This is a genomic window from Streptomyces sp. CNT360, assembly GCF_000424785.1.
Genome location: NZ_AUKO01000020.1, coordinates 23,859 through 47,864, shown reverse-complemented (window position 1 = coordinate 47,864; position 24,006 = coordinate 23,859). Strand labels below are relative to the sequence as shown.

Genomic DNA, 24,006 nt, shown 5'->3' with positions numbered 1-24,006 from the left:
TTCCCGTCCGGGCGCTACCGCTACACACACGTGGAGAGAACCCGTGGCCCCAGCCAAGAACGACACGCGAGGCGAGGCCGAGCGCAGGAAGGCCCCACAGCAGCGGAGCCGTGCACCGCAGCACACGGCCCGCCGGCAGCAGCAGGACGCGGACGTCGCGCACGTCTTCGTCCTCGGCATGGACGACACCAACCGCGCCACCCTCGAAGCGGCGCCCGAGGCGGAGCACTGCCGCTTCCACCCGCTGCTGTCCCCCGAGGAACTCCAGGAGGACGAGGTCTCCGTCCCCGACCTGCTGGAGCGGGCCCGGCGCGTCCTGGACTCCTTCGACGGCGGCGTCGACGCGATCGTCGGCTACTGGGACTTCCCGGTCAGCACGATGATCCCGATACTGGCCGAGCAGTACGGCACGCGCAGCACCGGCCTGGACTCCGTGGTCAAGTGCGAGCACAAGTACTGGAGCCGGCTCGAACAGCAGAAGGCCGTGCGGGAAGTGCCGCGCTTCGGCCGGGTCGACCTGGAGGCGGACGAGCCGGAGCCCCCCGAGGGCGTCCGCTTCCCGATGTGGGTCAAGCCCGCCCTGGCCTACTCCTCGGAGCTGGCCTACGGCGTGGAGGACCTGGAGGAGTTCCGCGCCGCCGTCGCAAAGATCCGGGAGGGCATCGGCCGGGTCGGCAGGCCCTTCGAGTACATCCTCGACCAGGTCGAGCTGCCCGAGGAGATGGCCGGTGTCGGCGGCATGGTCTGCCTCGCCGAGGAGAGGCTCACCGGGCTCCGGGTCGCGACCGAGGGGTATGTGCACGAGGGGAAGGTCACCGTCTACGGGGTGCTCGACTCCGTCAACTACCCCGACTCCCCGTCCTTCCTGCGCCACCAGTACCCCAGCCGGCTCCCGCAGCCCGTCCAGCAGCGGCTGACCGAGGTGTCCGAGCGGGTCATCCGGCAGATCGGGATGGACGCAGCGACCTTCAGCATCGAGTTCTTCTACGATCCGGGCACCGACGAGATCAATGTGCTGGAGATCAACCCCCGGCACTCCCAGTCGCATGCCGAGCTGTTCGACTTCGTCGACGGGGCGCCCAACCACCACTGCATGCTCGCCCTCGCGCTCGGCAAGGACCCGGCCCTTCCCTACCGTGCGGGCCCCTACGCGTGCGCAGCCAAGTGGTACCACCGCTGGTTCACCGACGGGGTGGCCCGGCGCGTACCCTCCGAGCAGGACATCGCCCGTGTGCAGGAGGAGATCCCCGGGGTCGTCGTCGACGTCGTCCCCCATCAGGGCCAGCATCTGCACAACCTGTCCCAGCAGGACAGCTACAGCTACGAGCTCGCCCACGTGTTCACCGCCGGCGCGGACGACGACGAACTGCGGGAGAAGTACGACCGCAGCATCGCCGCCCTCGGCCTGCACGGCGCGCCGCCCCCGCAGCAGGAGAGCGACCGCTGACGGCTGCGGCTGCCCGGGTCACCGGCGCCGAACGCGCCACCGGGCAGCACCGCGAAGCCAGGCCGCCGGCCAGGCGCCCGACAAAGCCAACACAGGAGAGGAGGCAGGCAGCGCACATGCGCACCGTGCACAACCTGCCGTACGAGACGAAGGAGGAGCAGGCGAGTGTGGAGCTGTCGGACGGCACCCGCCTCTCCGCGCGCATCTGGCGTCCCACCTGCACCGACCAGGAGCCGCTGCCGGCCGTGCTGGAGTACATCCCCTACCGCCAGCGGGACCTGACGGCCGTCCGGGACTCGATCCACCACCCCTACATCGCCGGGCACGGCTACGTGTGCGTCCGCGTCGACCTGCGCGGCACCGGCGACTCCGACGGGGTGCTGGAGGACGAGTACGTGGAGCAGGAGCAGAAGGACGCCGAGGACGTCCTCGCCTGGCTCACCCGGCAGCCGTGGTGCGACGGCAACACCGGCATGATGGGGATCTCCTGGGGCGCGTTCGCCGCGCTCCAGGTGGCCGCGCGGCAGCCGGAGAGCCTGCGGGCGATCGCCATCGCCTCGTTCACCGACGACCGCTACGCCGACGACATGCACTACATGGGCGGCGCGCTGCTGTCGGACAACCTCGCCGAGGCGGGCACCATGTTCGCCTACGCGACCTGCCCGCCGGACCCGGCCGTCGTCGGGGACAGGTGGCGCGCCATGTGGCGCGAGCGGCTGGAGGGCACCGAGCCGTGGGTGCTGGAGTGGCTGCGCCACCAACGGCGGGACGACTACTGGCGGCACGCCTCCGTGTGCGAGGACTACCCGAGCGTGCGCTGTCCGGTGCTGGCCTCCAGCGGCTGGGCGGACGGCTACTCCAACGCCGTCACCCGGCTGCTCGCCCACCTGGACGTGCCGCGTCGCGGGCTGGTCGGTCCCTGGTCGCACAAGTTCCCGCACCTGGGCGAGCCGGGGCCGGCCATCGGCTACCTCCAGGAGGTCGTGCGCTGGTGGGACCACTGGCTCAAGGGCGTCGACAACGGCGTCATGGACGGGCCCGTGCTGAGCGCCTGGATGCAGGACAGCGTGCCCCCGTCCACCGCGTACGAGGAGCGGCCAGGGCGGTGGGTGGTCGAGCCGGAGTGGCCCTCGCCGCACGTGCACCAGCGGTCCCACCCGCTGACCCAGTACCGCATCGGCCCGCCCGGCGAGGACGCCGCACAGGACGGTGCCGCCGGGGCGCCGCTGACGGTGCGCTCGCCGCTGTCGGTGGGGCAGTTCGCCGGCAAGTGGGCCTCCTACAACGCGCCGCCCGACCTGCCCTACGACCAGCGGGAGGAGGACGGCGGCTCGCTCGTCTTCGAGACGGAACCGCTCACCGACCGGGTGGAGATCCTCGGCGAGCCCACCGTCGAGCTGGATCTGTCGGTCAGTGAGCCCGTGGCCCAGGTCGCGGCCCGGCTGTCCGACGTGGCTCCCGACGGCAGTGCCACCCGGGTCACCTACGGGGTGCTCAACCTCACCCACCGCACGGAGGCCGACACCCCCGAGCCGCTGGAGCCGGGAGAGCGCTACCGGGCCCGGGTGCGGCTCAACGGCGTGGCGCAGGCATTCCCGCCGGGGCACCGCATCCGGCTGTCGCTGTCCACCTCGTACTGGCCGCTGGCCTGGCCGCCGCCCCGCCCGGTGCTGCTGAGCGTCCATCAGGCGACCAGCAGCCTCACCCTGCCCGTCCGTGACCCCCGCGAGGACGGGGAAGCACCGCGCGGGCTGTTCGGTGAGCCGGAGGGAGCGCAGCCGCTGACGACGACCTCGCTCACCCCGCCGGAGGAGCGCTGGGAGGTCAAGCGGGACCTGATCGGCTACCGCCAGGAGCTGGAGATCGTGAAGGACCGCGGGTTCGAGCACCTGGACCACATCGGGCTCGACGTCGGGCGCCGGGCCTACGAGCGGTACACGGCGGTGGCCGACGACTTCACCTCCGTCGGTGGCGAGTCGGCCTGGACGATGACCTTCCGGCGCGGCGACTGGGAGGCCCAGGCCGTCACCCGCACCGTCCTGACCTGCACGGAGCAGGACTTCCACGTCCACGCCACGCTGGACGCCTACGAGTCGGGGGACCGGATCTTCTCCCGCACCTGGAACGAGACCGTGCCCCGGGACCACCTGTAGGGGGTCCGGGACACGGCCTCTGCGAGGTCGGGACCCCGGGGCGCGGGGGGACGGCGCCCCGGGGCTGGAGGGTCAGGGCACCACGACGATCTTGCGGCCCTTGCCCTCCGCGAACCGGCCCAGCGCCTCGGGGTAGGAGGCCAGCGGAAGCCGGTCCGAGATGAACACCTCCGGGTCGAGAATGCCGCCCGCGAACAGCTCCGCCGCGCGCTCGTAGCTGTGCAGGACGGCCATCGAACCGGTGATGGTGATCTCCTGGTTGTAGATGCGGTACGGGTCGATCGTGGCCCGCGTCGCGTAGTCGGCGACCCCGAACTGCAGGAAGGTGCCGGCCTTGGCGACCCGGCCCAGACCGTCCTGGATGGCGGCCGCGTTGCCGGTGGCGTCCACGACCAGGTCCCAGCCGCCGGGCCGCTCCAGCTCGTCCGGGCCGGCCGCGGCGCCGCTGCATCCCAGGCCGCGGGCGGTCGCCAGCCGGTCGGGGTTCAGATCGACCACGTCCACACTGGCCGCGCCGGTGCGCTTGGCCAGCTCCAGCATCATCAGCCCCATCGTTCCGGAACCGTAGATGAGCACATGGGAGCCGAGCTGGCTCTTGAGCACGTCGTAGCCGCGCACCGCGCAGGACAACGGCTCGATCAGCGCCGCGTCCTGGGTGCGGACGTGCTCCGGCAGCGGGACGCAGTTGGCCACCGGCGCGACGGCGTACTCGGCGGCACCGCCCGCGCGGGTCACGCCGATGGCCGCCCACCGCTCGCACAGGTTGTTGTGCCCGGTGCGGCAGTAACGGCACTCGTAGCAGTACAGCGACGGGTCGACAGCCACCCGGTCACCCTCGGCCAGCTCGGTCACCCCGCTGCCGAGCGCCACCACCTCCCCGGCGAACTCGTGCCCGGGAATCACCGGCAGCGTGGGGGCGAACTCGCCCTGCAGGATGTGCAGATCGGTACCGCACAGCCCGCACGCCGCCACCTTCACCACCACCTCGCGGGGTCCGGGCGTGGGGTCGGGAACCTCCGTCAGGGACACCTTGCCCACGGACTCGACGAGTGCGGCCTTCATTTCACGGCTCCTAGCGACAGGCCCTGGACCAGCTTGTCCTGGGCGGCGAACCCTGCGGCGAGCACCGGCAGGGAGATCACAAGCGACGCGGCGCACACCTTGGCCAGGAACAGGCCCTGGCTCGTGATGAACGTGGTCAGGAAGACGGGCGCCGTCTGCGCGACGACCCCCGTCAGCACCCGCGCGAAGAGCATCTCGTTCCAGGAGAAGATGAAGCAGATCAACGCGGTGGCGGCGACACCGGGCGCGGCGACGGGGGCGACGACCCGCGTCAGGATGGTGGGCAGCCGGGCGCCGTCGATCTGCGCCGCTTCGATCAGCGCGGTGGGCACCTCGGCGAGGAAGGACTGCATCATCCACACCGCGATCGGCAGGTTCATCGAGGTGTAGAGGATGACCAGCAGCCAGACGTTGTCCAGGAACCCCGTGTTCTTGGCGAACAGATAGATCGGCAGCAGCCCGGCCACGATGGGCAGCATCTTCGTCGACAGGAAGAAGAAGAGCACGTCGGTCCACTTGCGGACCGGCCGGATGGACAGGGCGTAGGCGGCCGGCAGTGCGAGGACGAGCACGAGCAGCGTGGAGACCACCGAGGCGGTCGCCGAGTTGGCCAGCGCCGCCCACGCCGCGGTGCCGCCTCCGGTGGAGAAGAACTCGCGGTAGCCGTCCAGGGTGAGGGAGGCGCCCACGGACGGCGGGTTGGTGGCCGCGTCCGACTCCGAGTGCAGCGAGGTCAGCACCATCCAGACGAGGGGCAGCACGAAGACCACCCCGCACACCCAGGCGGCAAGGCCCAGCAGGGCGTTGCGGCGGCGCACCCGTGCGGGCGCGGCCGGGTCGGTTGCCGACTTTCTCTCCCGTACCACCGGGGGCGGGTTGTCCTGCGGTTCGGTCGTGGCGACGCTCGCACTCATGACCGGGCCTCCTCGCGGAAGAGGGACGAGACCACCCGCAGCGCGAGGGTGGCGATGATCAGGGAGCCCAGCACCACCAGGACCCCGGCCGCGGACGCCAGCCCGTACTCGTGTCCCTGGTAGAAGGTCTGGTAGATGGTGTACGGCAGGTTGGCGGTGCCCAGCCCGCCCGAGGTGATGGTGAAGACGGCGTCGAAGTTCTGCACGATGTAGATCGATCCCAGCAGCGCTCCCAGCTCCAGGTAGCGGCGCAGGTGCGGCAGCGTCAGATAGCGGAAGATCTGCCAGGCGCCGGCCCCGTCGATCCGGGCGGCCTCCAGGGAGTCGGCCGGGCGGCTCTGCAGCCCCGCCAGCAGGATCAGCATCATGAACGGCGTCCACTGCCAGATGAGCGCCACCTCCACCGCGCCCAGCGGCATCTCGGCGACCCAGTCGGGCTGCGGCGCGTCGTCCCCGAACAGCCAGGTCAGTGCGCCGTTGAGCAGTCCGTACTCGGGGTTGTAGAGGACGTGCTTCCACAGCAGGGCGGCCGCTACGGGCACCAGCAGGAACGGCGCGATGAGCAGGGTGCGTACCAGCCCGCGGCCCTTGAAGGTGCGGTCCAGCAGCAGCGCGAGGCCGAGCCCGAGCACCAGGCTGACCAGTACGACGACGGCCGTCAGGACCGCTGTCGTCAGCACCGAGTCCCGCAGCGCCGCGTCGCCGAGGACCTCCTTGTAGTTCTCGATGCCCCCGAATTTGCGCGCCTCGGGGTAGAGGGCGTTCCAGTCGAAGAAGGAGACCACGAGCGTGGCCACGAAGGGGAGTTGGGTGACGACGATCATGAAGACGAGCGCGGGCAGCAGCGGCGCCCGCGTCACCCAGGCGCGGAGCCTGCCGGGCGGGCCCGAGCGCTGCCGGGCGGGACCGGTGGCGGTGGCCGGCGGCTGATTGCGCGCGCCCGGCGCGGCGGCGGTCGTCGGCGTACTCATCGGCCCCGCCCCTCGTAGTCCTCGGCAACGTCGTCGGCCAGGCCCTGCGAGGTGCGCAGCGCCTCGTCGACCGACTGGCGTCCGGCGATGGCGGCGCTGATCTCCTGCGAGACCTTGGTGCCCAGGTCGGCGAACTCGGGGATGTCCACGAACTGGATACCGATCGTCGGCCGCGGCTGTACGCCCGGATCGCGGGGCCTGGCACCGGTGATGGCCTCCCTGGTCACCTCACCGAAGGCACCGGCGGCCTGCTTGTACTCGGGCAACTTGTAGGTGGAGGCCCGCTTGCCGGCCGGCACGTCGGCCCAGCCGAACTCCTTGCCGACCAGGCGTTCGTACTTCTTGCCGGACGCCCACGAGATGAACTTCCAGGCCTTGTCCGGATTCCGGCTCGCCTTCTGGATGCCCCACGCCCAACTGTAGAGCCAGCCCGCGCTCTTCGTCTTGACCGTCGGCGCCGGGACGTAGCCGATCTTGCCCTTGACCTTCGACTTGGCGCCTTCCAGGGAGCCGGCGCCCGCGGTGGCGTCGTACCACATGGCGGTGTTGCCCTGCGTCATGTTGTTCAGACACTCCGCGTAGCCGGACTGGGCGGCGCCGGACTCGCCGTGCTTGCGCACCAGATCGACGTAGAACCGGGTGGCCTTCTTGAACGCCGCATCGTCCAGCCGCGCCTTCCAGTCCTTGTCGAACCAGGTCCCGCCGAAGGTGTTGACGACCGTGGTCAGCGGCGCGGCCAGCTCACCCCAACCGGGCAGCCCGCGCAGACAGATGCCCTTCATGCCCCGCTCGGAGCCGTCGACCTTGGCCGCGAGCGAGGCGACCTGCGGCCAGGTGGGCCGCTTCGGCATCTTCAGCCCCTCCTTGGCGAAGACGTCCTTGCGGTACATCAGGAAGGACGACTCCCCGTAGAACGGCTGCGCGTAGACCTTGCCGTCCTCGCCGCTGAGCGACTCGCGCACCGGCTTGAGGATGTCCTGCTGGTCGAAGCCGCTGTCCTTGCGCGTGTACGGGTCCAGCGGCCGCAGCCACTCGTTCTTGGCGAAGATGGGCGTCTCGTAGTTGCTGAGCGTCGCCACGTCGTACTGGCCGGCCTGGTTGGCGAAGTCCTGGCTGATCTTGTCGCGGACGTCGTTCTCCGGCAGCACCGTGAAGTTGACCTTGATGCCGGTCTCCTTCGTGAAGTGGTCGGCGGTCAGCTTCCGCAACTGGAGCATCTGCGGGTTGTTCACCATCAGAACGTTGATCGTGTCACCCCCCTGACCCAGCGCCCCGGCTCCGGCGCAGGCCGGCAACGTGAGCAGCACGCCCGCCGTGGCGGTCGCGGCCACGGCCCGCGCGCGACGTGGTCGGTGAGGTGTCCGGCTGAGCTGTCTGCTCCGACGGCGCATGGAAACTCCTGGCGTATCGGCATGGGATGGACGTCGTGGGAAGGGGTCGGGGACAGGGACATCGCGACGGGGCGAGGGCGTCGGCGGGCGCACGGGGCCCGCCGCCGGCCGGGGACGGGAGGAAGCTGTCCGGCGGGACGAGGGCGGGGGAGGGGTCAGACTCTGAGGATCTGCGGCCCCTGGAGCGCGTAGCGGTGGGCCTCCTGGGCGGGCAGGCCCGTGGAGGTGACGAGCGCCTCGAAGTCGCCCACCTCCGCGAAACGGCAGAAGCTCACGGCGCCGAACTTGGTGTGCAGCCCCGCGAAGACCCGCCGCCGCGCCGCCCGCATCGCCTGCGCCTTCACCTCGCTGACCGCCGGGTCCGGAGTGGTCAGCCCGTGCTCGCGGGAGATGCCGTTGGCACCGACGAACGCCAGATCGATGACGAAGCCGGCCAGCATCTTCGTCGTCCAGTGCTCGACGGTGGCCAGCGTGCCGCCCCGCACCCGCCCGCCCAGCAGCAGCACGGTGAAGTCGCCGGCCGTCGCCAGCGCGTTCGCCACCGGGAGCGAAGCCGTCACCACCGTCAGCGGCCGGTCGGTGGGCAGCGCCTCGGCGATGAGCTGCGGAGTGAAGCCCTCGTCGACGAAGACCGTCTCCGCGTCCCCGAGCAGCTCGACGGCCGCCGCCGCGATCCGCCGCTTCTCGGGGACGTGCATGGTGGTGCGGTACTCCAGCGTCGTCTCGAAACCCGCGCTCTCCACCGGATAGGCACCACCGTGCGTACGGCGCAGCAGCCCGTGCTGCTCCAGGACGCGCAGATCGCGGCGGACCGTCTCCTTGGCGACACCGAGAGCGTCGGCGAGCCGGGTCACCTCGACAGAGCCCAGCCGCCGTGCCGTACCGACGATCTGCCGCTGCCGCTCCGCCGCGCTCATGGCCCGCCGCTCTCCTTCGTCCGAAATGTCCGGCTGCTACGGGCTCCGATCGGGCACCGGGCTGCCCGTTCCTGCCCGTGTGCAGTGTTGTACCGGCCCGGGCCCGGGCGCCACCAGACTTCCGGTCGACCGGATCGTGCCCGCTTCCGCCCGCTTGCCCTCCCGTCACTCCTCGCACAACACCAGGTGGAAGCCCCTGTCCGGTTGCGCCGACCGCCCGTTACCGGTATGCGGACGCCCGTTCCGTGCCCGATCCCGGGTCGGCGACCGCACCGTGCCCGTGCGGACGACCGCACGGGCACGGTGCGGGGCCCCGCCCGGCGCCTACCCCCGTCGGCCGGGGCCGCGCTCTCCCCGCCGCGAGGCGACACGTGCGACCCGCCGCGAAGGCGCCGCGTACCGCCCAACGGGGACGCCCGGTACCTCTGCCCGAGTGAAAGATCGGCCGAGCCGGACGGATCGTCGGCCCGCAGCGGGTCGCAGGGAGTTTGCTACCGCCCTGACGGGCTTTCCTCTGACCCCAACAGAGAGTCTCCGGACTCGACGGTAAGGACTTGATTCAGATGCGTAAGACCAAGATCGCCACCTTCGGCGTCCTCACGGCGGCTGCGGTCGCCGTTCCGGCCGGCTCCGCCTTCGCGCAGGAGGCTCAGGCCGCCGACACGCACACGCACACGCTCGCGCACGCGGGGGCCGCCGCACCGACCCAGGGCGCCGCCGGGTACGAGGTGCAGCCCGGCGACACGCTCTCGGAGGTGGCCGGGCGGCACGGCACCACCTGGCAGAACCTCGCCGAGCGAAACGCGCTGGACGACCCCGACCGGATCTACCCGGGCCAGCATCTCGAACTCGAAAACGCGAGTACCCCGCAGCCGGCTCCCTCGGTACCGCCCCCGGCGGCCGAGGACTCCCGGCCGCAGGCCGACCCCCAGTCCCAGTCGCCGCAGGCCCCACAGGCACAGAGTGCCGCCCCGCACCAGCAGGCGCCGCACGCGTCCCGCTCCAAGCCGCAGTCCTCGACCGCCGCCACGGGCGAGAACGCGGCGAAGGCGGAGATCATCCGCCGGGAGTCCAGCGGCAACCCCAACGCCCGCAACGGCAAGTACTACGGGCTGTTCCAGACCGACCAGTCCTGGGGCAAGGGAACGGTCGCCCAGCAGCACGCCGGAGCCGAGCGGTACGTGGAGAACCGCTACGGCTCGTGGCAGGCGGCACTCGCCCACCACAACAAGCACGGCTGGTACTGAGCCGGTTCCCCGGCGCGCACCGGGGCCTGGTCCGCTCACACCCGAGCGGGCCGGGCCCCGCCCGCCGAGGCCGACGGGCCGGGCCCGGTGGAGCCCGTCGCGGGGCGGTGGGTTCCGCGGGGTGCGTGCTACCTTTTCCGCGACATGGACGGGCGGAGCGGCCGCAGCACGGACGATCCGCCGCAAGCGGAAGGGGAGATGAGTCGATGACTGTCGTGGAGACCGCCGCCGCGCGCGGCGTTTGGCCGGTCCTCATCTCCCGGGCCCCGGTCCTGGACCGGGCTACCGCCCTGGCCTGATCCCGCCAGGTCGGCCACGCCTCCACAGCACCGGGACTCCTTCACCGCAAGGGTCTCCTGTTGTCCCGTACCACGAACGACTCCTCCACCAGCGCCTCCGCAGGATCCTCCCTCCCCCTGCGCCATGGGCCGCCCCGCCCAGGACCCGGCTCCCACGCGGGCACCCCGCACGTGTGCGAGCTCGCCGGTCCGCCGCCCGAGCGGGCACGGGCACGTCTCCCGGACGCTGCCCGCGGGCAACGGTGCTCCGCGCCGTCGCTCGCCGCGCCTCCCCTCACGGGTGTCTTCATGACCGGCGTCGACCCGCACCGACCGGACCCGGCCGACCTCGACGCCGCCGCGGGGGAGAGCGGGCTGACCGACCGGGTCGCCATACTGCGGTGCTCCGTACGTCGCGTACCGTTCGCCGACGGCAGCTCCGACGTCTTCCGGCCGGGCGGGGCAGCGCCCCTCGTCGACCTGTACGAAAAGAGCGGGACGCGGCGGGCCCACGGCGGCGACCACCGCTACAGGGATCGCGAACTGCCTCCCGCCGCCCCACCGGACGGCCCCCGCATCTGCCGCCGCAGCAGCTTTTCCCCTGCCCCCAGGGCCATCGAGCAGAACGGACCCACCATGGACGAGACGACGAGCACCGCAGCCGCCGAGGACATGACCGGAGGGAGTTCTCTCCCGGTGGCCGGAGTCAACCCCTCCGCGTCCGCGCAGGGTTGGGCCACCCGAGCCGAGACGCCGGGCTCACCGCAGGACGCCGCGGAGATCCGGCAGATCGACCTCGCCGCCTTCCCGACGTCCGAGGAGGCCGACATCGTCGAGGCGCTGCGCGCCGACCCGGGTGCGTGGATCGAGGGGCTCTCCCTTCTGGCGCAGGCGCCCGACGGCACGCCCGTCGGCCACGCCCTGCTCACCCGGTGCCATGTCGACGGACACCCGGCGCTCACACTGGCCCCGTGCGCCGTGCTGCCCGCCTTCCAGCGCACGGGCGCCGGTTCGGCCGCTGTACGGGCCGCACTGTGCGCGGCGCGGGAGAGGGGGGAGAACCTCGTGCTCGTGCTGGGACATCCCGAGTACTACCCGCGTTTCGGCTTCGTCCCGGCCTCCCGCTTCGGTATCCGCGCGCCGCTCGACGTGCCCGACGAGGCCATGATGGCGCTCACCCTGGACGAGGACGCCGGGCCCGCACCGTCCGGAGTGATCGCCTACCCGGCGGCGTTCGGCATCTGAGCCGCCGGGCCGGGCGGCCCGCCGACCGGCAACGCCGCCGCGCCCGTACGGTGCGTACCGTACGGGCGCGGCGGCGAAAGGTTCAGCGGCGGCGTCTGCGACGCTCGCGGGCTCGTATCCGGAGCCGGGGAGTGCTCCGGGTCAGTCCTCGGCCCAGCCGCGCTGCTTGCCGAACTCCACCAGCCTGCGGCGGATGTCCAGGATCTGCGTGCCGGTCAGCCCCGGCGCCGTCTCCAGCAGCAGCTCGGTCACCGACCTGGTGTACTCGGCGACACTGAGGACGTCGCACATCGGGTCTTCACCGTCGTCGGAGCGGACGGAGCCCGAAGAGGAGGCGTGAGCCTGGGGCCTGACCGGCGCCACGGGCTCGAAGGGCGAGGCACTGTCCGGGTTGTGCATCAGACGGACCGAGGAGGCCTTCAGGCCCCGGTCGCCGTCTTCGATCTCGAACTCCACCGCCACACCCGTGTGTACGTAGGACTCCGGCATCATCAGGTCGTTCGCGTGCAGGAAGACGTCTTCGCCCCCGTGGTCCGGCGCGATGAAACCGTAACCCCGCGCACCGTCGAACCGGACGACTCGACCAGCAACCATGTCCACCTCAACCCACAATCTCAACCACACTCCCGGGCCCCTTGCCCGGACAACTGGTTCCGGATCCTAGCGAAGATCCGCTGCCGCGTCGCCGTTGGGGTGGATCTCCCTCACCGGGGGGTTTACCGCCGCATCGGGTGGGCAGGCGCCCCAAGCCAGACCCTTGTCCAGGGCCTGGATCCCCCATTTCAGCACGGCTCCTCCGCGCCGACGGGCCCCGGAGCCGGGGAGAAGGCGCGCATGTTCACCATCCTGCTCATCGCCGGACTCGCCGTGGTCCTGGTGGTCTCCGCCGGGCTCGCCCTCCGCATCCGGCAGGAGGCGGCGGCCCGCGAGGGCGAGGAGCTCGCACGCCGCTTCGGCCCCGAGTACGACCGCGTCCTGGCACGGCACCAGGGGGACGTGCGGACGACGGGGCGGGAACTGCGCGGGCGGCTCAAGCGGTACGCCGGACTGCCGGTGCTGCCGCTCAACCGGGCCGACCGGGAGCGCTACCTCGCGCAGTGGGGCGCCCTCCAGGAGGAGTTCACCACGTCGCCGCACCGGGCCCTCGACGCTGCCGAGGCCCTGCTCACCGAGCTGGCCACCGAGCGCGGCTACCCGGCCGAGGTGTCCTACGAGGAGCGGATCGCCGCCCTGTCGGTGCACCACGCCCGCCGCGTCCACGGCTACCGTCGCGCCCACGAGGTCTGCGCTGCTGCGCCGCGCGGTGCGGACAGCACGACCCCCGATGGTGTGACCGAGGACACCCGCGCCGCGCTGCTCGAAGCGCGGGCGCTCTTCGACTCCCTGCTCAACGCCCGGCCGACCAGTACCCCGCCGGCAGTGGTCCGGCGTACCGCCGGAGCGGTCCGGCCGCAGATCGGCTGACGCTCCGCTTCGCGGACCGGCCGCCGGCGCCCGGCGGGACCGGCTGGGCCATGAGACCAGCGCGGCACAGGACGGTCGAGCAGGGCACGGGGTGGACGAGCACGGCATGGGACGCGGCTCACCGGGCATACGGGACGGCCGGGGACAGGCACGCGCCGGAGGCCGCCCCATCGCCCCGTCGGACCGGAACCGCACAGCACAGGCAGGCGCAGGGCCTCGCCCGGCGTGCGCCTCGTCCGCCCATTTGGAGTGGTACTGATATGGGTGTGAACCCTACCCCTCCCGGTCGTCACGCCCGCGACAGTGCGCAGCGGGCAGGCGAGGTCATCGAGCTGCTGGAGGTGCTGTGGGAGCGGGGCAGGAATGCCGCCTCCACCGCGCCGGTCTCACCGTCGCAACTGCGCGTCATGTACTGCATCGACCGCGACGAGGGAATGAACCTGAGAGCGCTCGGCGAGGCACTGGGCTCCGCCCCCTCGTCGGTCAGCAGACTGTGCGACCGGCTGGAGGCCATCGGGTTCGTGGAACGAGCGCCCAGCCCCACCAGCCGACGGGAGCTGGAACTGCGGATGACCCCGCGCGGCCGCGCCTACCTGCGCGATCTGCGCGAACAGCGGGAGGAAGCTCTCCTGGAGATCCTCGGCGCCATGCGTCCGCGCGAGAGGGAGGCACTGATGAAGGGGCTGCGGGGCTTCACCGACGCGGCGGGGGGCGAGGCAGGCCCGCACCCTTCCGCGGCCACTCCCGCTGACACGGCGCTCAGACCTGCCTGACCACGGTCCGCCTGTCACGCCTCGTCGATCCCGTGCGGGGTCTACCCACCCGGCCGCCCACTCCCTAGGGTGACGTCACCCGACACATCCGAGGGGGGCCAGTGTCTTACCCGGGACCGCCGTACCAGCAGGGACCGCCGTACCAGCCGGGACCACCCGCAAATCCGTCCAACACCCTGAGCATCGTCGGCATCGTGCTCGGTGCCATCGCTTTCCTCTTCTGCCCACCAGGGTTCGGTATCGCCGGCCTCATCTGCGGCCTCGTGGCCAAGTCCAAGCAGGAACGACTCGCGACGACCGCGATCGGTGTCTCCATAGCCGGGCTCGTTCTCGGCATGCTGATCGGCTACCTCTTCTTCCGCGGCCTGTACGGCGGTTGAGGCGTGAACCGTTGCGCACGGGGTTTGGCCACCGGATGTGCGGCAACCCGCAACCGCATGGCTGACCCTGTGCGAAACGTGAAGGAAAGTGCTGAGCACGCCGCCGAGAAGAGCAGCACAGCCGTCAAGAACAGGCTCGTGTCGGTGACTTCCACGGCAGGTACCGCGGCTTCCATCGGTCTGACCGCCGTACGAGAGCGCAAGACGCTCGCCGCCGGGGCCGGCGGCGGACTGCTGGCCCTGCTGACCGGGGCCTTCGCGCTGGGACGGGGGACCGCGCGCAGAAAGCGGGGGCCGTTGACCCGGCTGACCGGCGGACGGATCTGAGGCGCGGCGCGGGAACCACGTGCGCGTACCGGGACGACACAGCGGAGGCGGGCGGCATCGGCCGCCCGCCTCCGCTGTGCCACCCTCCCGAGGGCGGTGTCTCCCGCTCAGTGCCGCGTGGTGCGGCGCCGGCCCGACCGGCGGCTGCTGCGCCGGTATCCGAAGGGGCCGGGAAGGTCCATCGACGTCGTCCGGCGGCCCGTGGTGCTGTGCGTACGGCGTGGCCCGCCGGGGCCACCCACCGTGAACGACACGGACCGGCGGTTGATGTTCATCCGCACTCCCGGCAGGATCCGGAAGCTCTTCCGGAAAGTGACCCCCATGATTCCTCCCTGTCGGCACACTGACCGCCTGCGGGTACCCGCGAAGCCACGTGCCAAGCGGACAGCCGGTCGGCCCCGCCGGGCCGCGGAGTGCCGGTGCACCCGAGGAAGACAGCGCACCCGAGGATGAGGGGGAACAGCGCAGCCGGAAGCACAAGGGGAGCGGTGAACAGCGTGGGAATGCGGGTGCTGGCGGTGCAGAACACTCCGCGTGGTGGTCCGGGCCGCATCGGTGACTGGCTTGCGCAGGCCGGGCTCGGGCTCGATGTCGTGCACGGGTACGGGGGCGAAGCCGTGCCCTCGCGACTGACGCACGCCGCCCTCGTCGTCCTCGGGGGCGGCTACCTGCCCGACGACGACAGCCGCGCACCGTGGCTGGCACCCACCCGGCGGCTCGTGTACCAGGCCCTCAGCGAGCGGATCCCCTTCCTCGGAATCTGTCTGGGCGGTCAGATGCTGGCCCACGTGGCGGGCGGGCGGGTCGCCGCCGAGCACGGCACCCCCGAGCTGGGCAGTACCCCTCTCACACTGCGGGCGGAGACCGCCGACGATCCGCTCTTCCACGGCCTGCCGGAGCGGGTCACCGCCATCGAACGGCACAAGGACGCCATCACCGCCCTCCCGGCGGGGTCCGCCTGGCTGGCGGAGAGCGACCGTTGCCCGTACCAGGCCTTCCGGGTGGGGGAGCGGGCGTGGGGCGTGCAGTTCCATCCGGAGACCACCCCGGACCGGCTGCTGGACTGGGACGCCGCGAGCCTTGCCGAGCAGGGCCTGGACCGCGAGGAGCTGCACCGCCGGGCCGCGGGGGACGCGCCGTCCGCGACCCCGGTGTGGCGCGAGGTCACCCACCGGTTCGCCGCCGTCGTGGCCCGGACGGCACGCATGCCCGACCACTGAGGCCGCTCCGGCCGCCGACGTGGCGTGCCACCGGTGCGGGCGGACCGATGCCGAGGCCGGTACACGCAGCGGACGTGTCACACACAGTCGACGGATCACACAGAGGACGGGTGGGGCCGGGCCCTCGTTGCGGCCCGGTCCCACCCGCCGTGGGAGTCAGCGAGAAGCGGTGCTGCCGCTTCGGCCGGTCTCCGGCCTCGTCGCCGGTCAGCCCTCCTTCGCCGCGGCACCGCCCAGCAGGGAGTCGTCCGCCGGGCGGGCGCCGGGGAGGTGGTGCCGGGCGGCGATCAGGGCCGCGTCCACGTCCTGGGTGCCGGTGGACACGCACAGGGTGTACGTGACGTCGTTGAGGCGCTGCCGGCTCTCCGGTGAGCCCTCTTCGGCATGCAGGGCGCTGAGCGTCTCGTACTGCTCGACGAGGTCGCGGAGAACGGCGGGGTGGGCCATCAGCATGTGGGTGGTCTTCCTCTCCCGGTCAGGGGTCCGTGATCGCTGCGGCGCTCAGGCGCGGCTCGCCCCGGCCCGGGTCGCACCGGCGCCGGCGGTGCACCGCGACCGGGCCGGCCGACGGCCGTGCTCGACCTCGTGGCGGACGTGTTCGAAGCTCTTGCTCAGCAGACGCGAGACGTGCATCTGCGAGATGCCCAACTCCTTGCCGATGCGGGACTGCGTCATGTCGCGGAAGAACCGCATGTACAGCACACGACGCTGGCGCTCCGGCAGCTCGCGCAGACAGGGTTTGACCGCCTCCTTGGTGACCACCTTCTCGTAGTCGGGATCGGACTCCCCGAAGGTGTCGACCAGGGAGAACCCGTCGTCCGAGTCTCCCGTGGAGGCGTCCAGCGAGAGCGACCTGAAGCTCCCGATGGCCTCCAGCCCGGTCTCCACGTCCTCCTGGGAGAGCCCGGTGTGGGCGGCGATGCGTTCGGCGGACGGAGTGTGGTCGTCGACTGCTGTGCCGAGCTCCCGGATCGCGGTGCGCACCTTGTTGCGCAGTTCCTGGACGCGACGCGGTACGTGCACGTCCCAGGTGTGGTCGCGGAAGTGGCGGCGGATCTCACCGGTGATGGTGGGGACGGCGAACGGCACGAAGGGGGTGCCGTGCGCGGGGTCGTACCGGTCGACCGCCTTGACCAGGCCGAGTGCGGCGACCTGCTCCAAGTCCTCCAAGGACTCTCCGCGGCTGCGGTACTTGGCCGCCAGCCGGTGGGCCATGGGCAACCAGGCCTCGACCAGTTCGCTGCTCAGCTTCTCCCGCTCGGGCCCTTCAGGCAGAGCGGCGAGCCGCTGGAAGTCCTGCGTGGTGTCGGGGGCGTCGTCGTGGCTGTGCCGTGCTCGCTGAGGGCGGTACCGTACGGCGCACATGGGATCTGGCTCCTCCCGGTCTCGCTGACACCTGGATCAGCCGCGGGAGAAAGCCCGGGTTCGACACACCCGGGGCGCCTGCTGTGCGGCGCCTCCCGCGGATGTGCCTGTACTCCCAAGCACTCGGCGTCTCGTCTATCCGTCACCAAGGGTCCTAAACCCCCTCGGTGCTTCCCGATTTTCGACGGGGCACGGACGCCCGGGTCCACACCCCGCCGCGAGCCCTCACCGAACCGGTGCGCGGGTCGCACTGCCATGCACCGAACCGTGCGGGTACCGCACTGATGCAAGCGCGCGAGCGGTTCACGGGCGGACCGGGGTGTCACCGCTACCCGTGCCGCTCCGCGCAGCGCCTCCTTCATGGCGATGGCGGCCGGGCCTCTCCGGGGCGGCCGCCATGCTGTGGTGCGCGCCGCGCGCCGGGTGCCGGCGGGCGCACCCGGCGGGCCCGGGGTCAGGCGCGGATCCCGTGCTCCGCCAGCGGGCCGACGGCCCATCCGGCCTCCCGGCAGCGGGCCACCAGGCGGGGGAGGGCCGCGAGGGTGACGTGCCAGGAGCCGGGGGCGCTGTTGCGGTCGCTGTCGTGCAGCAGGACCGTCGCGCCGCCGGTGAGCCGCTTGCACAGCTGCGACAGCACGCTGTCGGCGTCCGCGCTGTCCTGCCAGTCGCGCCCCCAGGACGTCCACAGGACCGGCAGCAGCCCGAGCCGGCGCGCGGCCTGCCAACGGGTGGCGGTGAGCACACCGAAGGGCGGCCGGTACCAGCGCGGGTCGGTGCCGGTGGTCTCCCGCAGGACGAGCACCGCGCGTCGCAGGTCACGGCGGTCGGCCACGGGACGCGGCAGCCAGGGCGGCTGGTGCTCCCAGCAGTGCACGGCCAGCTCGTGCCCCGCGGCGGCCATGGAGCGCACCAGGGCCGGGTGGCGCCGGACGGCGGCGCCCTGGAGGAAGAAGGTGGCCCGCACGTTCAGGCGCGCGAGCTCCCGCAGGAAGTACGGGGTGGAGCGGACGTCCGGGCCGTCGTCGAATGTCAGCGCGATGTGCCCCGGGTCGCCGCGTCCGTCCAGCGAGGGGCGCAGCACCGCCCGTACCGGAGGCAGCCAGGTCGCCGCCGGGACGATGTGCCAGGCCGCCACCGCCACCGGAGCGGCCACCGCGGCGGCGAGTGTGCGGCGGCAGGTCACGGGTTCACCACGTCTCCTCCGCTTTCTTCTTCCCGGAGTGCCCGGCCACCGCGGGGGTACGGGCCAACTGGATGCTGCCGAAACAGATCAGCCCGAGAGCGATCAGCTCCGGCACCACCCGCCAGCCCAGCGACAGCCGTTCGTCGAAGAGCGTGGCGCCCAGCACCACGCTCAAGAACGCGTCCCCGAGCGTCAGCGCGGGCTGCGAGGCCACCAGCGTGCCCGCGTGCAGCGTCAACTGGAGCAGCAGGAACCCGGCCAGTCCGGCGACCACCACCCCGTAGGTCTGCCACGCCGTCAGCAGACGGACCAGCCCGTCGTCGGCCAGCTTGGAGATGGCGTCCTTCATCAGCGCCGCCGTCACCCCGAACAGCACTGCCGTGGCCGACCCCAGTACGGTCGCCCGCGGTGCCGAGGGGAGCCGGAAGGCCACCACGACCAGTGCGATGACCAGCGCCGCCATCAGCGGCGCCCCCACCAGCCACCGGCCGTCCGGCACCGACGCCTTGCCACCCGAGGGCCACACCAGGGCCAGCAGGGCGGCCAGCCCCACCACCATCGCCACGAACGCGCCCCAGGCCCGGTGCCCCGCCCGCTGCCGGAAGACGAAGCTGCCCAGCATCAGGGTGAACAGCAGTTCCGTTGTCATCACCGGCTGCACCACCGCCAGCGGCCCGGTGGCCAGCGCGCCCGCCTGGCACACCCCGGAGGCCACCAGAGTGACCGCGCCCCACAGCCACACCGGCCGGCGCAGCAGGTGCGGAAGCCACGACAGCCGACGCCCGGACGGCCCGGGCTCTTCCACGGCGGCGGCACGGCGCTGGAGCACCGAGGCAGCGGCGTTGCCCAACGCGGCCAGCAGGGCCAGCAGGATGGAGACGGCCGTCCACAGCACGGGCGGCCCCTATCCGAAGCGCTGGGCGAGCGAGCGGAACACTCCCGGGGCGGTGCCGTGCAGCCAGGCGGGCATCGCCATCCAGGACGGCACATAGGCGTTGGGCCGGCCGGTGTGCAGGGCCCGGCAGACGGCTCTGGCGACGCTGCCTGCCGGAACGGGCCGGGGGCGGTCGCGGTGGTAGGGCGCCCCGCGCCGCTGGAAGAAAGGGGTGTCGACCACGCCGGGCATGACCATCGACACCCGCACCCCGCTGGGCGCCAGCTCGTAGCGCAGGCTGTCGGCGAAGGTGGTCAGCCCGGCCTTGGTCGCCGCGTACACGGCCTCGCCCCGTACGCCGACGCTGCCGGCCATCGATCCGATGAGCACCACCCGCCCGCAGCCCCGCTCCACCATGCCCGGCAGCAGCAGCCGCACCAGGTGCAGCGTGGCGTTGAGGTTGAGGGTCAGCACGTCGTCGATGTCCTGGGCGGGCATCGCGGTGAACGAACCGGCCCATCCGATGCCGGCGCCCGCCACCAGGGCGTCCACGCGGCCGCTGTGCACCAGTGCCTCCTCGGCCAGCCGCGTGCGCGCGCGGGGGTCGGCCAGGTCGGCGGCCAGCGGGACGCCGCCGGTGCGGCCGGCGACCTGACCGAGGCGGTGCGGGTCGCGCCCGTTGAGCAGGAGCCGCCACCCGCCGTCGGCAGCCAACTGCTCGGCGACGGCTGTTCCGATGCCGGAGGACGCGCCGGTGACCAGCGCGACCGGCCGGTGGCACGGGGCGTCCGCGTCGCCGCGCGGATGCGGCCGCGCCCGTTCCGGCGGGTGCGCCTGTCCGAGCGCGTACATGCGTGCGGAGGGGCCGACGGGAAGGCCCGAGGCGGTGCGGGGCAGGCGCGTGCGGAGGAGGGGGTGTGTGTGACGGCGGTCGGATCTGCCGAGCCTGTCGAACACTGGACGCCTCCGGTGAGCGGTACGGGCCACGACGGGGCCGGGAAGGTGGGCCGGGGCGGGACGAGCCCCGGATCCAGCATGCTGGCCGCCGGTCCGCCGCCCCGCTCGGAGCCGTGCTCGGCCCGGTCGAACCACCTGATCGGCTCTCCCTCGCAAGGTGGCGGCGGCCGGGGCACCCGGGGCCGGGACGCGGGCCGCGGCCGTCGCGCGCCCGAGTGTCGGTACCGCTTCGCCGGGGGCCGGACAGCACACTGGTCCACGGGTGCCGTGCTCGGCCGCGCGAGCCGGGCCACCCGTAGGACCCGAGGGCGGCGTCCCGGGCCGGCCGCCCCCGGGCCCCGCCCGGTCCGGCCCGACGACCACTGGAGTCCCCGTGCCGCACCGGTTCCTGCTGCTGAGTGCCGGGATGGGGGCGGGCCACGACGCGGTCGCACACGAACTCGCCCACCGGTTGCGGGCCCGCGGGCACGAGGCGGCCGTCCAGGACATCCTCACGCTGCTGCCGTCCGGCACCGGGCGGGCGCTGCGCACCGGCTACCGCGCCACCGTCCGCCATCTGCCGGGGCTGTACGGGGCGGTCTACGCGGGTTTCCTGGCGCACAGCGGAACCGGCGGGCCGCGCCCGAGCAGCGCCCCGCTCGCCGCGCTGGCCCGGCGTCCGCTGCTGCACACCGTCGCACGCTGGCGCCCGGACGTCGTCGTCCCCACGTTCCATCTGTGCGCCCAGGTGACCGGACCGCTGCGGGAACGGGGCGCGCTGGCGGTCCCCACCGCGGTCGTCGTGGTCGACTTCGCCGTCCACCGAGGCTGGCTGCACCCCGGCAACGACCTCCACCTGTGCGTGACAGAAGCCGCCGCGCAGCAGGTACGGGTGACCACCGGACGGCCCGCGCGCACCACGGGGCCCGTGGTCCCGGCACGGTTCTTCGCGCCACGGGACGTGGACGGCCGCTGGCACGACCTGCTCCGGCGGCACGGCGCAGGGCCCGCGGTGGATGCCGGACCGGACCGGCCCGCGGTCCTGCTGTCCACCGGGGCCTGGGGCGTGGGAACCGGACTGCTGCGTACGGCGGGCCGGCTGGCCGCCCACGACTGCCTGCCCGTGCTGCTGTGCGGCAACGACGAGCGGCTGCGCCGCCGGGCCGCCGGGCGTCCCGGACTGCTGCCGCTCGGCTGGGTGACCGACCTTCCCGGGCTGATGGCAGCCGCGGACGTCCTGCTGGACAACGCAGCCGGACAGACCGCCGTCCAGGCACTCGCCGCGGGCCTCCCTGTCGTGGCCCACCGCCCGCTGCCCGGGCACGCCGTCGCCGGCGTCCATGCCATGGCCCGCGCCGGGCTCTCCCTGCCCGCGCACGGCGAGGGCGAACCGGCACGGGCCGTCCGCGCCCTGGCGTCCCGCGGCCCCACCCGTTCCGGGCAGCTCACGGCAGCTCGCGCCGCCTTCCGCGCGGACGCCGCAGCCGAACTGGAGCGGCTGGCGGCCTCCCGGGGAGCGCGGTCCGGCCGACGGGGAGACGCGCGCTAGGTACGGTCGGCCGCGCCACCGGTGAACGTACGGGCGGCCGGGGACTTGTAGGCCCTGGCGACATCGAGCAGAAACCTGGTCTCGCCCTGCAGGCCGCCGTGATCGGGAACGAGGGGGATCGCGTCGTCCCGCTGCGGGGGCTGCTCCGTGAGTTCCGCGCCGCGCAACTGTCTCATGATGCACGCGACGACGGCGGCTCCGGCACGGGAGTCGGTGACACCGGCAGCGGCGACGTGCAGACGCGCGCGCCGGGAGAGGCCGGGCGCCGCGTGGTTGCTGAGAATGAGGATGGCGTCCCGCATCTCGATGACCTTGCGGTAGACGAGCAGCTTGCGGGGGAACAGCGGCCACAAGGTCTCCGCCAGCATGCTGCGCCGCCGCACGAGAACCACCTGCGGCAAGGAGTCCACCAGATCCCGCCACAGGGGCCACAGGCGCCAGGCGGTGACGATGTCGTCGAGTGCGCGCCGCACCGGGAACCAGGTGGGGACCAGAATGGCCACTGCGCGGAAGACGCCGTGCAGGTTCATCAGCAGCGGGAGGAAGGGCGTGCTCGCGTCGACGTCCGCGGTGAGCCGCAGGAGGTGGCCGGACCAGTACAGGCCGCACAGGGCGGTGCTCAGGCCGAACAGCCGCAGGCTGACCGACAGGGAGCGGTCCTGTGCGCGACAGGCGTACCGCCAGCACATACCGGTACAGACGGTGTTGGCGACCAGGTGGGGTGCCATCAGCGTGAGCCAGTAGGCGAGGGAGGGCGTCGCCGGGCCCATGGGCGGCAATTGGTGCTCCTGGTGGGGCGGCGCCAGGAGGTCGAGCAGGCACAGCAGCCCCAGTGCGATCGCCGTGGCCGGCCAGCAGACGGCGCTCAGCCAGCGGGCGCCGACGGAGGCCGCGACGAACGAGAGCACTGCGCCCGCCGAGAGCACCCCGCACAGGTTCGCGGCCAGGGACACCAGGTGGGCGGGGCCTCCCAGGGCGGTGATGCGGTCGGTCAGGGGCGGCAGGGTCAGCGTCATGGCGGCGGTCGCCGAGGCGACGGCGAGCCACAGGTCGCGCTGGTAGGGGGAGCGCAGCGCGGGGGCGGCGCGCAGCAGAACCGCGCTCCACAGCAGCAGGACGCTGGGGTAGGCGAGGCCTTCTCCCACGCTGAGCAGGTCACCCGTCATGCGAGGAGGTGGGCACGCCGAGCGCGGATCCGAGCTTGTCCAGCGTTCCGCGTGGTGGCGGGTCGTGGGGGTCTTCCGTGCTGGTGCGTATCAGGCTGGCGAGCATCTCGGCTTCCTGCTCCTGTCGCGTGTTGAAGTCCGCCCGGCTCAGCAGTCGTTCCCGAAGATGGGGTGCGAGGTCCGGCAGAAGCGCCTCCATGGCCGGTCCGTCGGTCTCTTCGCTGAGCCGGTGGTGGTCGAACAGCATGTGCGCGAGTTCGTGCAGCACGATGTGTTCCTGGTGCAGCGTCGAGGTGTTCTGCTCGAAGTAGATGTGGTCGTCGACGGATGTGGCCAGCCAGAGGCCCGACGTGCCGAACTGTGCCGCGTCGGCCGGCAGCGCGTGGAAGTACAGCGGCCTCCCGCGGCGTTCGGAAATGCGAATGCTGAGCGAAGCGATGGAGAACGGCCGGGGAATACTGAACTGGTCGATGATTTCCTGGCATTTCCTGCGGAGTTTGAAGTTCCGGTAAGCCAGGGATGCTGTGGAAAACGCTTTCCGGCCTCCTTCCCGATTGCGCTGGTGGACACGCGTGCACCACCGGTGCTGCCGGATGGCCGAACCGGGAGGAGGCCAGTTCCTTCGGCCTCGTGTGCCTTATCGCGTGTCTTCGGGGTCTCGCGAAGCCCCCATCCTGCGTGCCTCGTTGACCATGGTCAAGAGGGAATTCAAGGCCGCCGGTGAAAGTCCTTGTGAGCGCAGAGCGATATTGCGGACCTGGGCATCCTTGAGTGCCGTGGCAAGGGTGAGTTGCTCCCGTACGTGCTCGAATACTTCATCGTTCAAGAAGTACTCAGGCGGCACGCCGAAGAACTGGGCGAGGATGTCGAGCTGTTCCAGAGTCACGTTCCGCTTCCTGCCCGTGGTCAGCTCCCACAGGTAGGTTCCCGAAATCGCGCCGCCGGTCGTCTCGCTGATCTCCTTCGCGAGCCGTCCGTATCCCGGTCGCTTGCTGTCGTCCGGGTACACGGTGCGGATCAGTTCGTTGAGCCGCTCGGTGAACTTGTGGAGCAGGGGGCGTCCCGTGGTGCCGTGTGCCGGTTCGTTGCCGCTCATCGGTGTCGTCCTCGTTCGTGATGTCTCCCCCGCGTCCGGATGGTGGGT

At 72.2% G+C, this 24,006-nt stretch carries 25 protein-coding genes; 10 read left to right on the top strand and 15 right to left on the bottom strand.

What is annotated here, in order from left to right; translation table 11 throughout:
• Nucleotides 1-178 precede the first annotated feature (178 nt).
• Together H297_RS37000 and H297_RS0118175 are read left to right on the top strand one after the other, a co-directional pair.
• The gene (locus tag H297_RS37000) at nt 179-1,447 is read left to right on the top strand and encodes an ATP-grasp domain-containing protein (protein ID WP_051351976.1); all 1,269 of its coding nucleotides are present in this window, start codon (nt 179-181) and stop codon (nt 1,445-1,447) included.
• 116 nt (nt 1,448-1,563) lie between these two features.
• Nucleotides 1,564-3,600: a CocE/NonD family hydrolase gene (locus tag H297_RS0118175; RefSeq protein ID WP_027738232.1), complete on the top strand. Its 2,037-nt coding sequence runs from the start codon at nt 1,564-1,566 to the stop codon at nt 3,598-3,600.
• Nucleotides 3,601-3,672: 72 nt separating this feature from the next.
• Here the strand turns inward: H297_RS0118175 and H297_RS0118170 are convergent, their stop codons facing one another.
• The 5 genes from H297_RS0118170 to H297_RS0118150 form a co-directional block, all read right to left on the bottom strand.
• Nucleotides 3,673-4,662 (bottom strand): zinc-dependent alcohol dehydrogenase family protein, encoded by a 990-nt coding sequence (locus H297_RS0118170; RefSeq protein WP_027738231.1) that lies wholly within the window; start codon nt 4,660-4,662, stop codon nt 3,673-3,675.
• Entirely contained in the window at nt 4,659-5,576 is a 918-nt protein-coding gene (locus tag H297_RS0118165; protein ID WP_486589559.1) for a carbohydrate ABC transporter permease, read from the bottom strand. The genes H297_RS0118170 and H297_RS0118165 overlap by 4 nt, the downstream gene beginning before the upstream one ends.
• On the bottom strand, nt 5,573-6,547 hold the full coding sequence (locus H297_RS0118160) for a carbohydrate ABC transporter permease (protein ID WP_027738229.1): 975 nt from the start codon (nt 6,545-6,547) through the stop codon (nt 5,573-5,575). The genes H297_RS0118165 and H297_RS0118160 overlap by 4 nt, the downstream gene beginning before the upstream one ends.
• Nucleotides 6,544-7,938, bottom strand: coding sequence for an ABC transporter substrate-binding protein (locus H297_RS0118155; protein ID WP_027738228.1), 1,395 nt, complete (start codon nt 7,936-7,938; stop codon nt 6,544-6,546). The genes H297_RS0118160 and H297_RS0118155 overlap by 4 nt, the downstream gene beginning before the upstream one ends.
• 155 nt (nt 7,939-8,093) lie before the next feature.
• The gene (locus H297_RS0118150; RefSeq protein ID WP_027738227.1) at nt 8,094-8,855 is read right to left on the bottom strand and encodes a DeoR/GlpR family DNA-binding transcription regulator; all 762 of its coding nucleotides are present in this window, start codon (nt 8,853-8,855) and stop codon (nt 8,094-8,096) included.
• Between the two features lie 563 nt (nt 8,856-9,418).
• Between H297_RS0118150 and H297_RS0118145 the strand changes: the two genes are divergently transcribed.
• Complete coding sequence (locus H297_RS0118145) at nt 9,419-10,102, top strand: aggregation-promoting factor C-terminal-like domain-containing protein (protein ID WP_027738226.1); 684 nt, start codon at nt 9,419-9,421, stop codon at nt 10,100-10,102.
• Between the two features lie 587 nt (nt 10,103-10,689).
• A complete protein-coding gene (locus H297_RS44340) occupies nt 10,690-11,625 on the top strand; it encodes a GNAT family N-acetyltransferase (RefSeq protein ID WP_486589558.1) in 936 nt (311 codons plus the stop codon).
• A 141-nt stretch (nt 11,626-11,766) separates the two neighbouring features.
• Here the strand turns inward: H297_RS44340 and H297_RS0118130 are convergent, their stop codons facing one another.
• On the bottom strand, nt 11,767-12,219 hold the full coding sequence (locus H297_RS0118130; RefSeq protein WP_027738224.1) for a cold shock domain-containing protein: 453 nt from the start codon (nt 12,217-12,219) through the stop codon (nt 11,767-11,769).
• Between the two features lie 240 nt (nt 12,220-12,459).
• Between H297_RS0118130 and H297_RS0118115 the strand changes: the two genes are divergently transcribed.
• The 4 genes from H297_RS0118115 (at nt 12,460) to H297_RS36985 (ending at nt 14,569) form a co-directional block, all read left to right on the top strand.
• On the top strand, nt 12,460-13,089 hold the full coding sequence (locus H297_RS0118115; protein ID WP_027738223.1) for a hypothetical protein: 630 nt from the start codon (nt 12,460-12,462) through the stop codon (nt 13,087-13,089).
• A 260-nt stretch (nt 13,090-13,349) separates the two neighbouring features.
• Complete coding sequence (locus tag H297_RS36995) at nt 13,350-13,862, top strand: MarR family transcriptional regulator (protein WP_037794649.1); 513 nt, start codon at nt 13,350-13,352, stop codon at nt 13,860-13,862.
• A 101-nt stretch (nt 13,863-13,963) separates the two neighbouring features.
• Nucleotides 13,964-14,242 (top strand): hypothetical protein, encoded by a 279-nt coding sequence (locus tag H297_RS36990; RefSeq protein WP_051351955.1) that lies wholly within the window; start codon nt 13,964-13,966, stop codon nt 14,240-14,242.
• 144 nt (nt 14,243-14,386) lie between these two features.
• Nucleotides 14,387-14,569 (top strand): hypothetical protein, encoded by a 183-nt coding sequence (locus tag H297_RS36985; protein ID WP_158693707.1) that lies wholly within the window; start codon nt 14,387-14,389, stop codon nt 14,567-14,569.
• Nucleotides 14,570-14,676: 107 nt separating this feature from the next.
• On the opposite strand, the gene H297_RS0118095 is transcribed toward H297_RS36985, so the two are convergent.
• The gene (locus H297_RS0118095) at nt 14,677-14,892 is read right to left on the bottom strand and encodes a DUF4236 domain-containing protein (RefSeq protein ID WP_027738221.1); all 216 of its coding nucleotides are present in this window, start codon (nt 14,890-14,892) and stop codon (nt 14,677-14,679) included.
• A gap of 180 nt (nt 14,893-15,072) precedes the next feature.
• Here H297_RS0118095 and H297_RS0118090 point away from each other — a divergent pair, with 180 nt between their 5' ends.
• Nucleotides 15,073-15,789, top strand: coding sequence for a type 1 glutamine amidotransferase (locus H297_RS0118090; RefSeq protein ID WP_027738220.1), 717 nt, complete (start codon nt 15,073-15,075; stop codon nt 15,787-15,789).
• Nucleotides 15,790-15,996: 207 nt separating this feature from the next.
• Here the strand turns inward: H297_RS0118090 and H297_RS0118085 are convergent, their stop codons facing one another.
• The 5 genes from H297_RS0118085 to H297_RS0118065 form a co-directional block, all read right to left on the bottom strand.
• Nucleotides 15,997-16,242 carry a DUF5133 domain-containing protein gene (locus tag H297_RS0118085; protein ID WP_027738219.1) on the bottom strand — a complete coding sequence of 82 codons (246 nt, stop codon included), beginning with the start codon at nt 16,240-16,242 and terminating at the stop codon, nt 15,997-15,999.
• Nucleotides 16,243-16,290: 48 nt separating this feature from the next.
• Entirely contained in the window at nt 16,291-17,154 is an 864-nt protein-coding gene (locus tag H297_RS36980; protein ID WP_051351954.1) for a SigB/SigF/SigG family RNA polymerase sigma factor, read from the bottom strand.
• Nucleotides 17,155-17,608: 454 nt separating this feature from the next.
• Nucleotides 17,609-18,337 carry a polysaccharide deacetylase family protein gene (locus H297_RS0118075; protein WP_027738218.1) on the bottom strand — a complete coding sequence of 243 codons (729 nt, stop codon included), beginning with the start codon at nt 18,335-18,337 and terminating at the stop codon, nt 17,609-17,611.
• Between the two features lie 4 nt (nt 18,338-18,341).
• Nucleotides 18,342-19,232: a DMT family transporter gene (locus H297_RS0118070; RefSeq protein WP_027738217.1), complete on the bottom strand. Its 891-nt coding sequence runs from the start codon at nt 19,230-19,232 to the stop codon at nt 18,342-18,344.
• A gap of 9 nt (nt 19,233-19,241) precedes the next feature.
• Nucleotides 19,242-20,063, bottom strand: a complete 822-nt coding sequence (locus tag H297_RS0118065) for an SDR family NAD(P)-dependent oxidoreductase (protein ID WP_078514284.1) — start codon at nt 20,061-20,063, stop codon at nt 19,242-19,244.
• A 478-nt stretch (nt 20,064-20,541) separates the two neighbouring features.
• Between H297_RS0118065 and H297_RS0118060 the strand changes: the two genes are divergently transcribed.
• Entirely contained in the window at nt 20,542-21,696 is a 1,155-nt protein-coding gene (locus H297_RS0118060; protein WP_027738215.1) for an MGDG synthase family glycosyltransferase, read from the top strand.
• Here H297_RS0118060 and H297_RS0118055 read toward each other — a convergent pair.
• The 3 genes from H297_RS0118055 to H297_RS0118045 all read right to left on the bottom strand — a co-directional run bounded on the left by H297_RS0118055 (nt 21,693) and on the right by H297_RS0118045 (nt 23,958).
• A complete protein-coding gene (locus H297_RS0118055) occupies nt 21,693-22,862 on the bottom strand; it encodes an MAB_1171c family putative transporter (RefSeq protein ID WP_027738214.1) in 1,170 nt (389 codons plus the stop codon). The two genes, H297_RS0118060 and H297_RS0118055, sit on opposite strands and share 4 nt — an antisense overlap.
• Nucleotides 22,852-23,130 (bottom strand): hypothetical protein, encoded by a 279-nt coding sequence (locus H297_RS44335; RefSeq protein WP_486589557.1) that lies wholly within the window; start codon nt 23,128-23,130, stop codon nt 22,852-22,854. Before H297_RS44335 ends, H297_RS0118055 begins: the two co-directional genes overlap by 11 nt.
• A gap of 369 nt (nt 23,131-23,499) precedes the next feature.
• Nucleotides 23,500-23,958, bottom strand: a complete 459-nt coding sequence (locus H297_RS0118045) for a hypothetical protein (protein WP_199787228.1) — start codon at nt 23,956-23,958, stop codon at nt 23,500-23,502.
• Between the last annotated feature and the right edge of the window lie 48 nt (nt 23,959-24,006).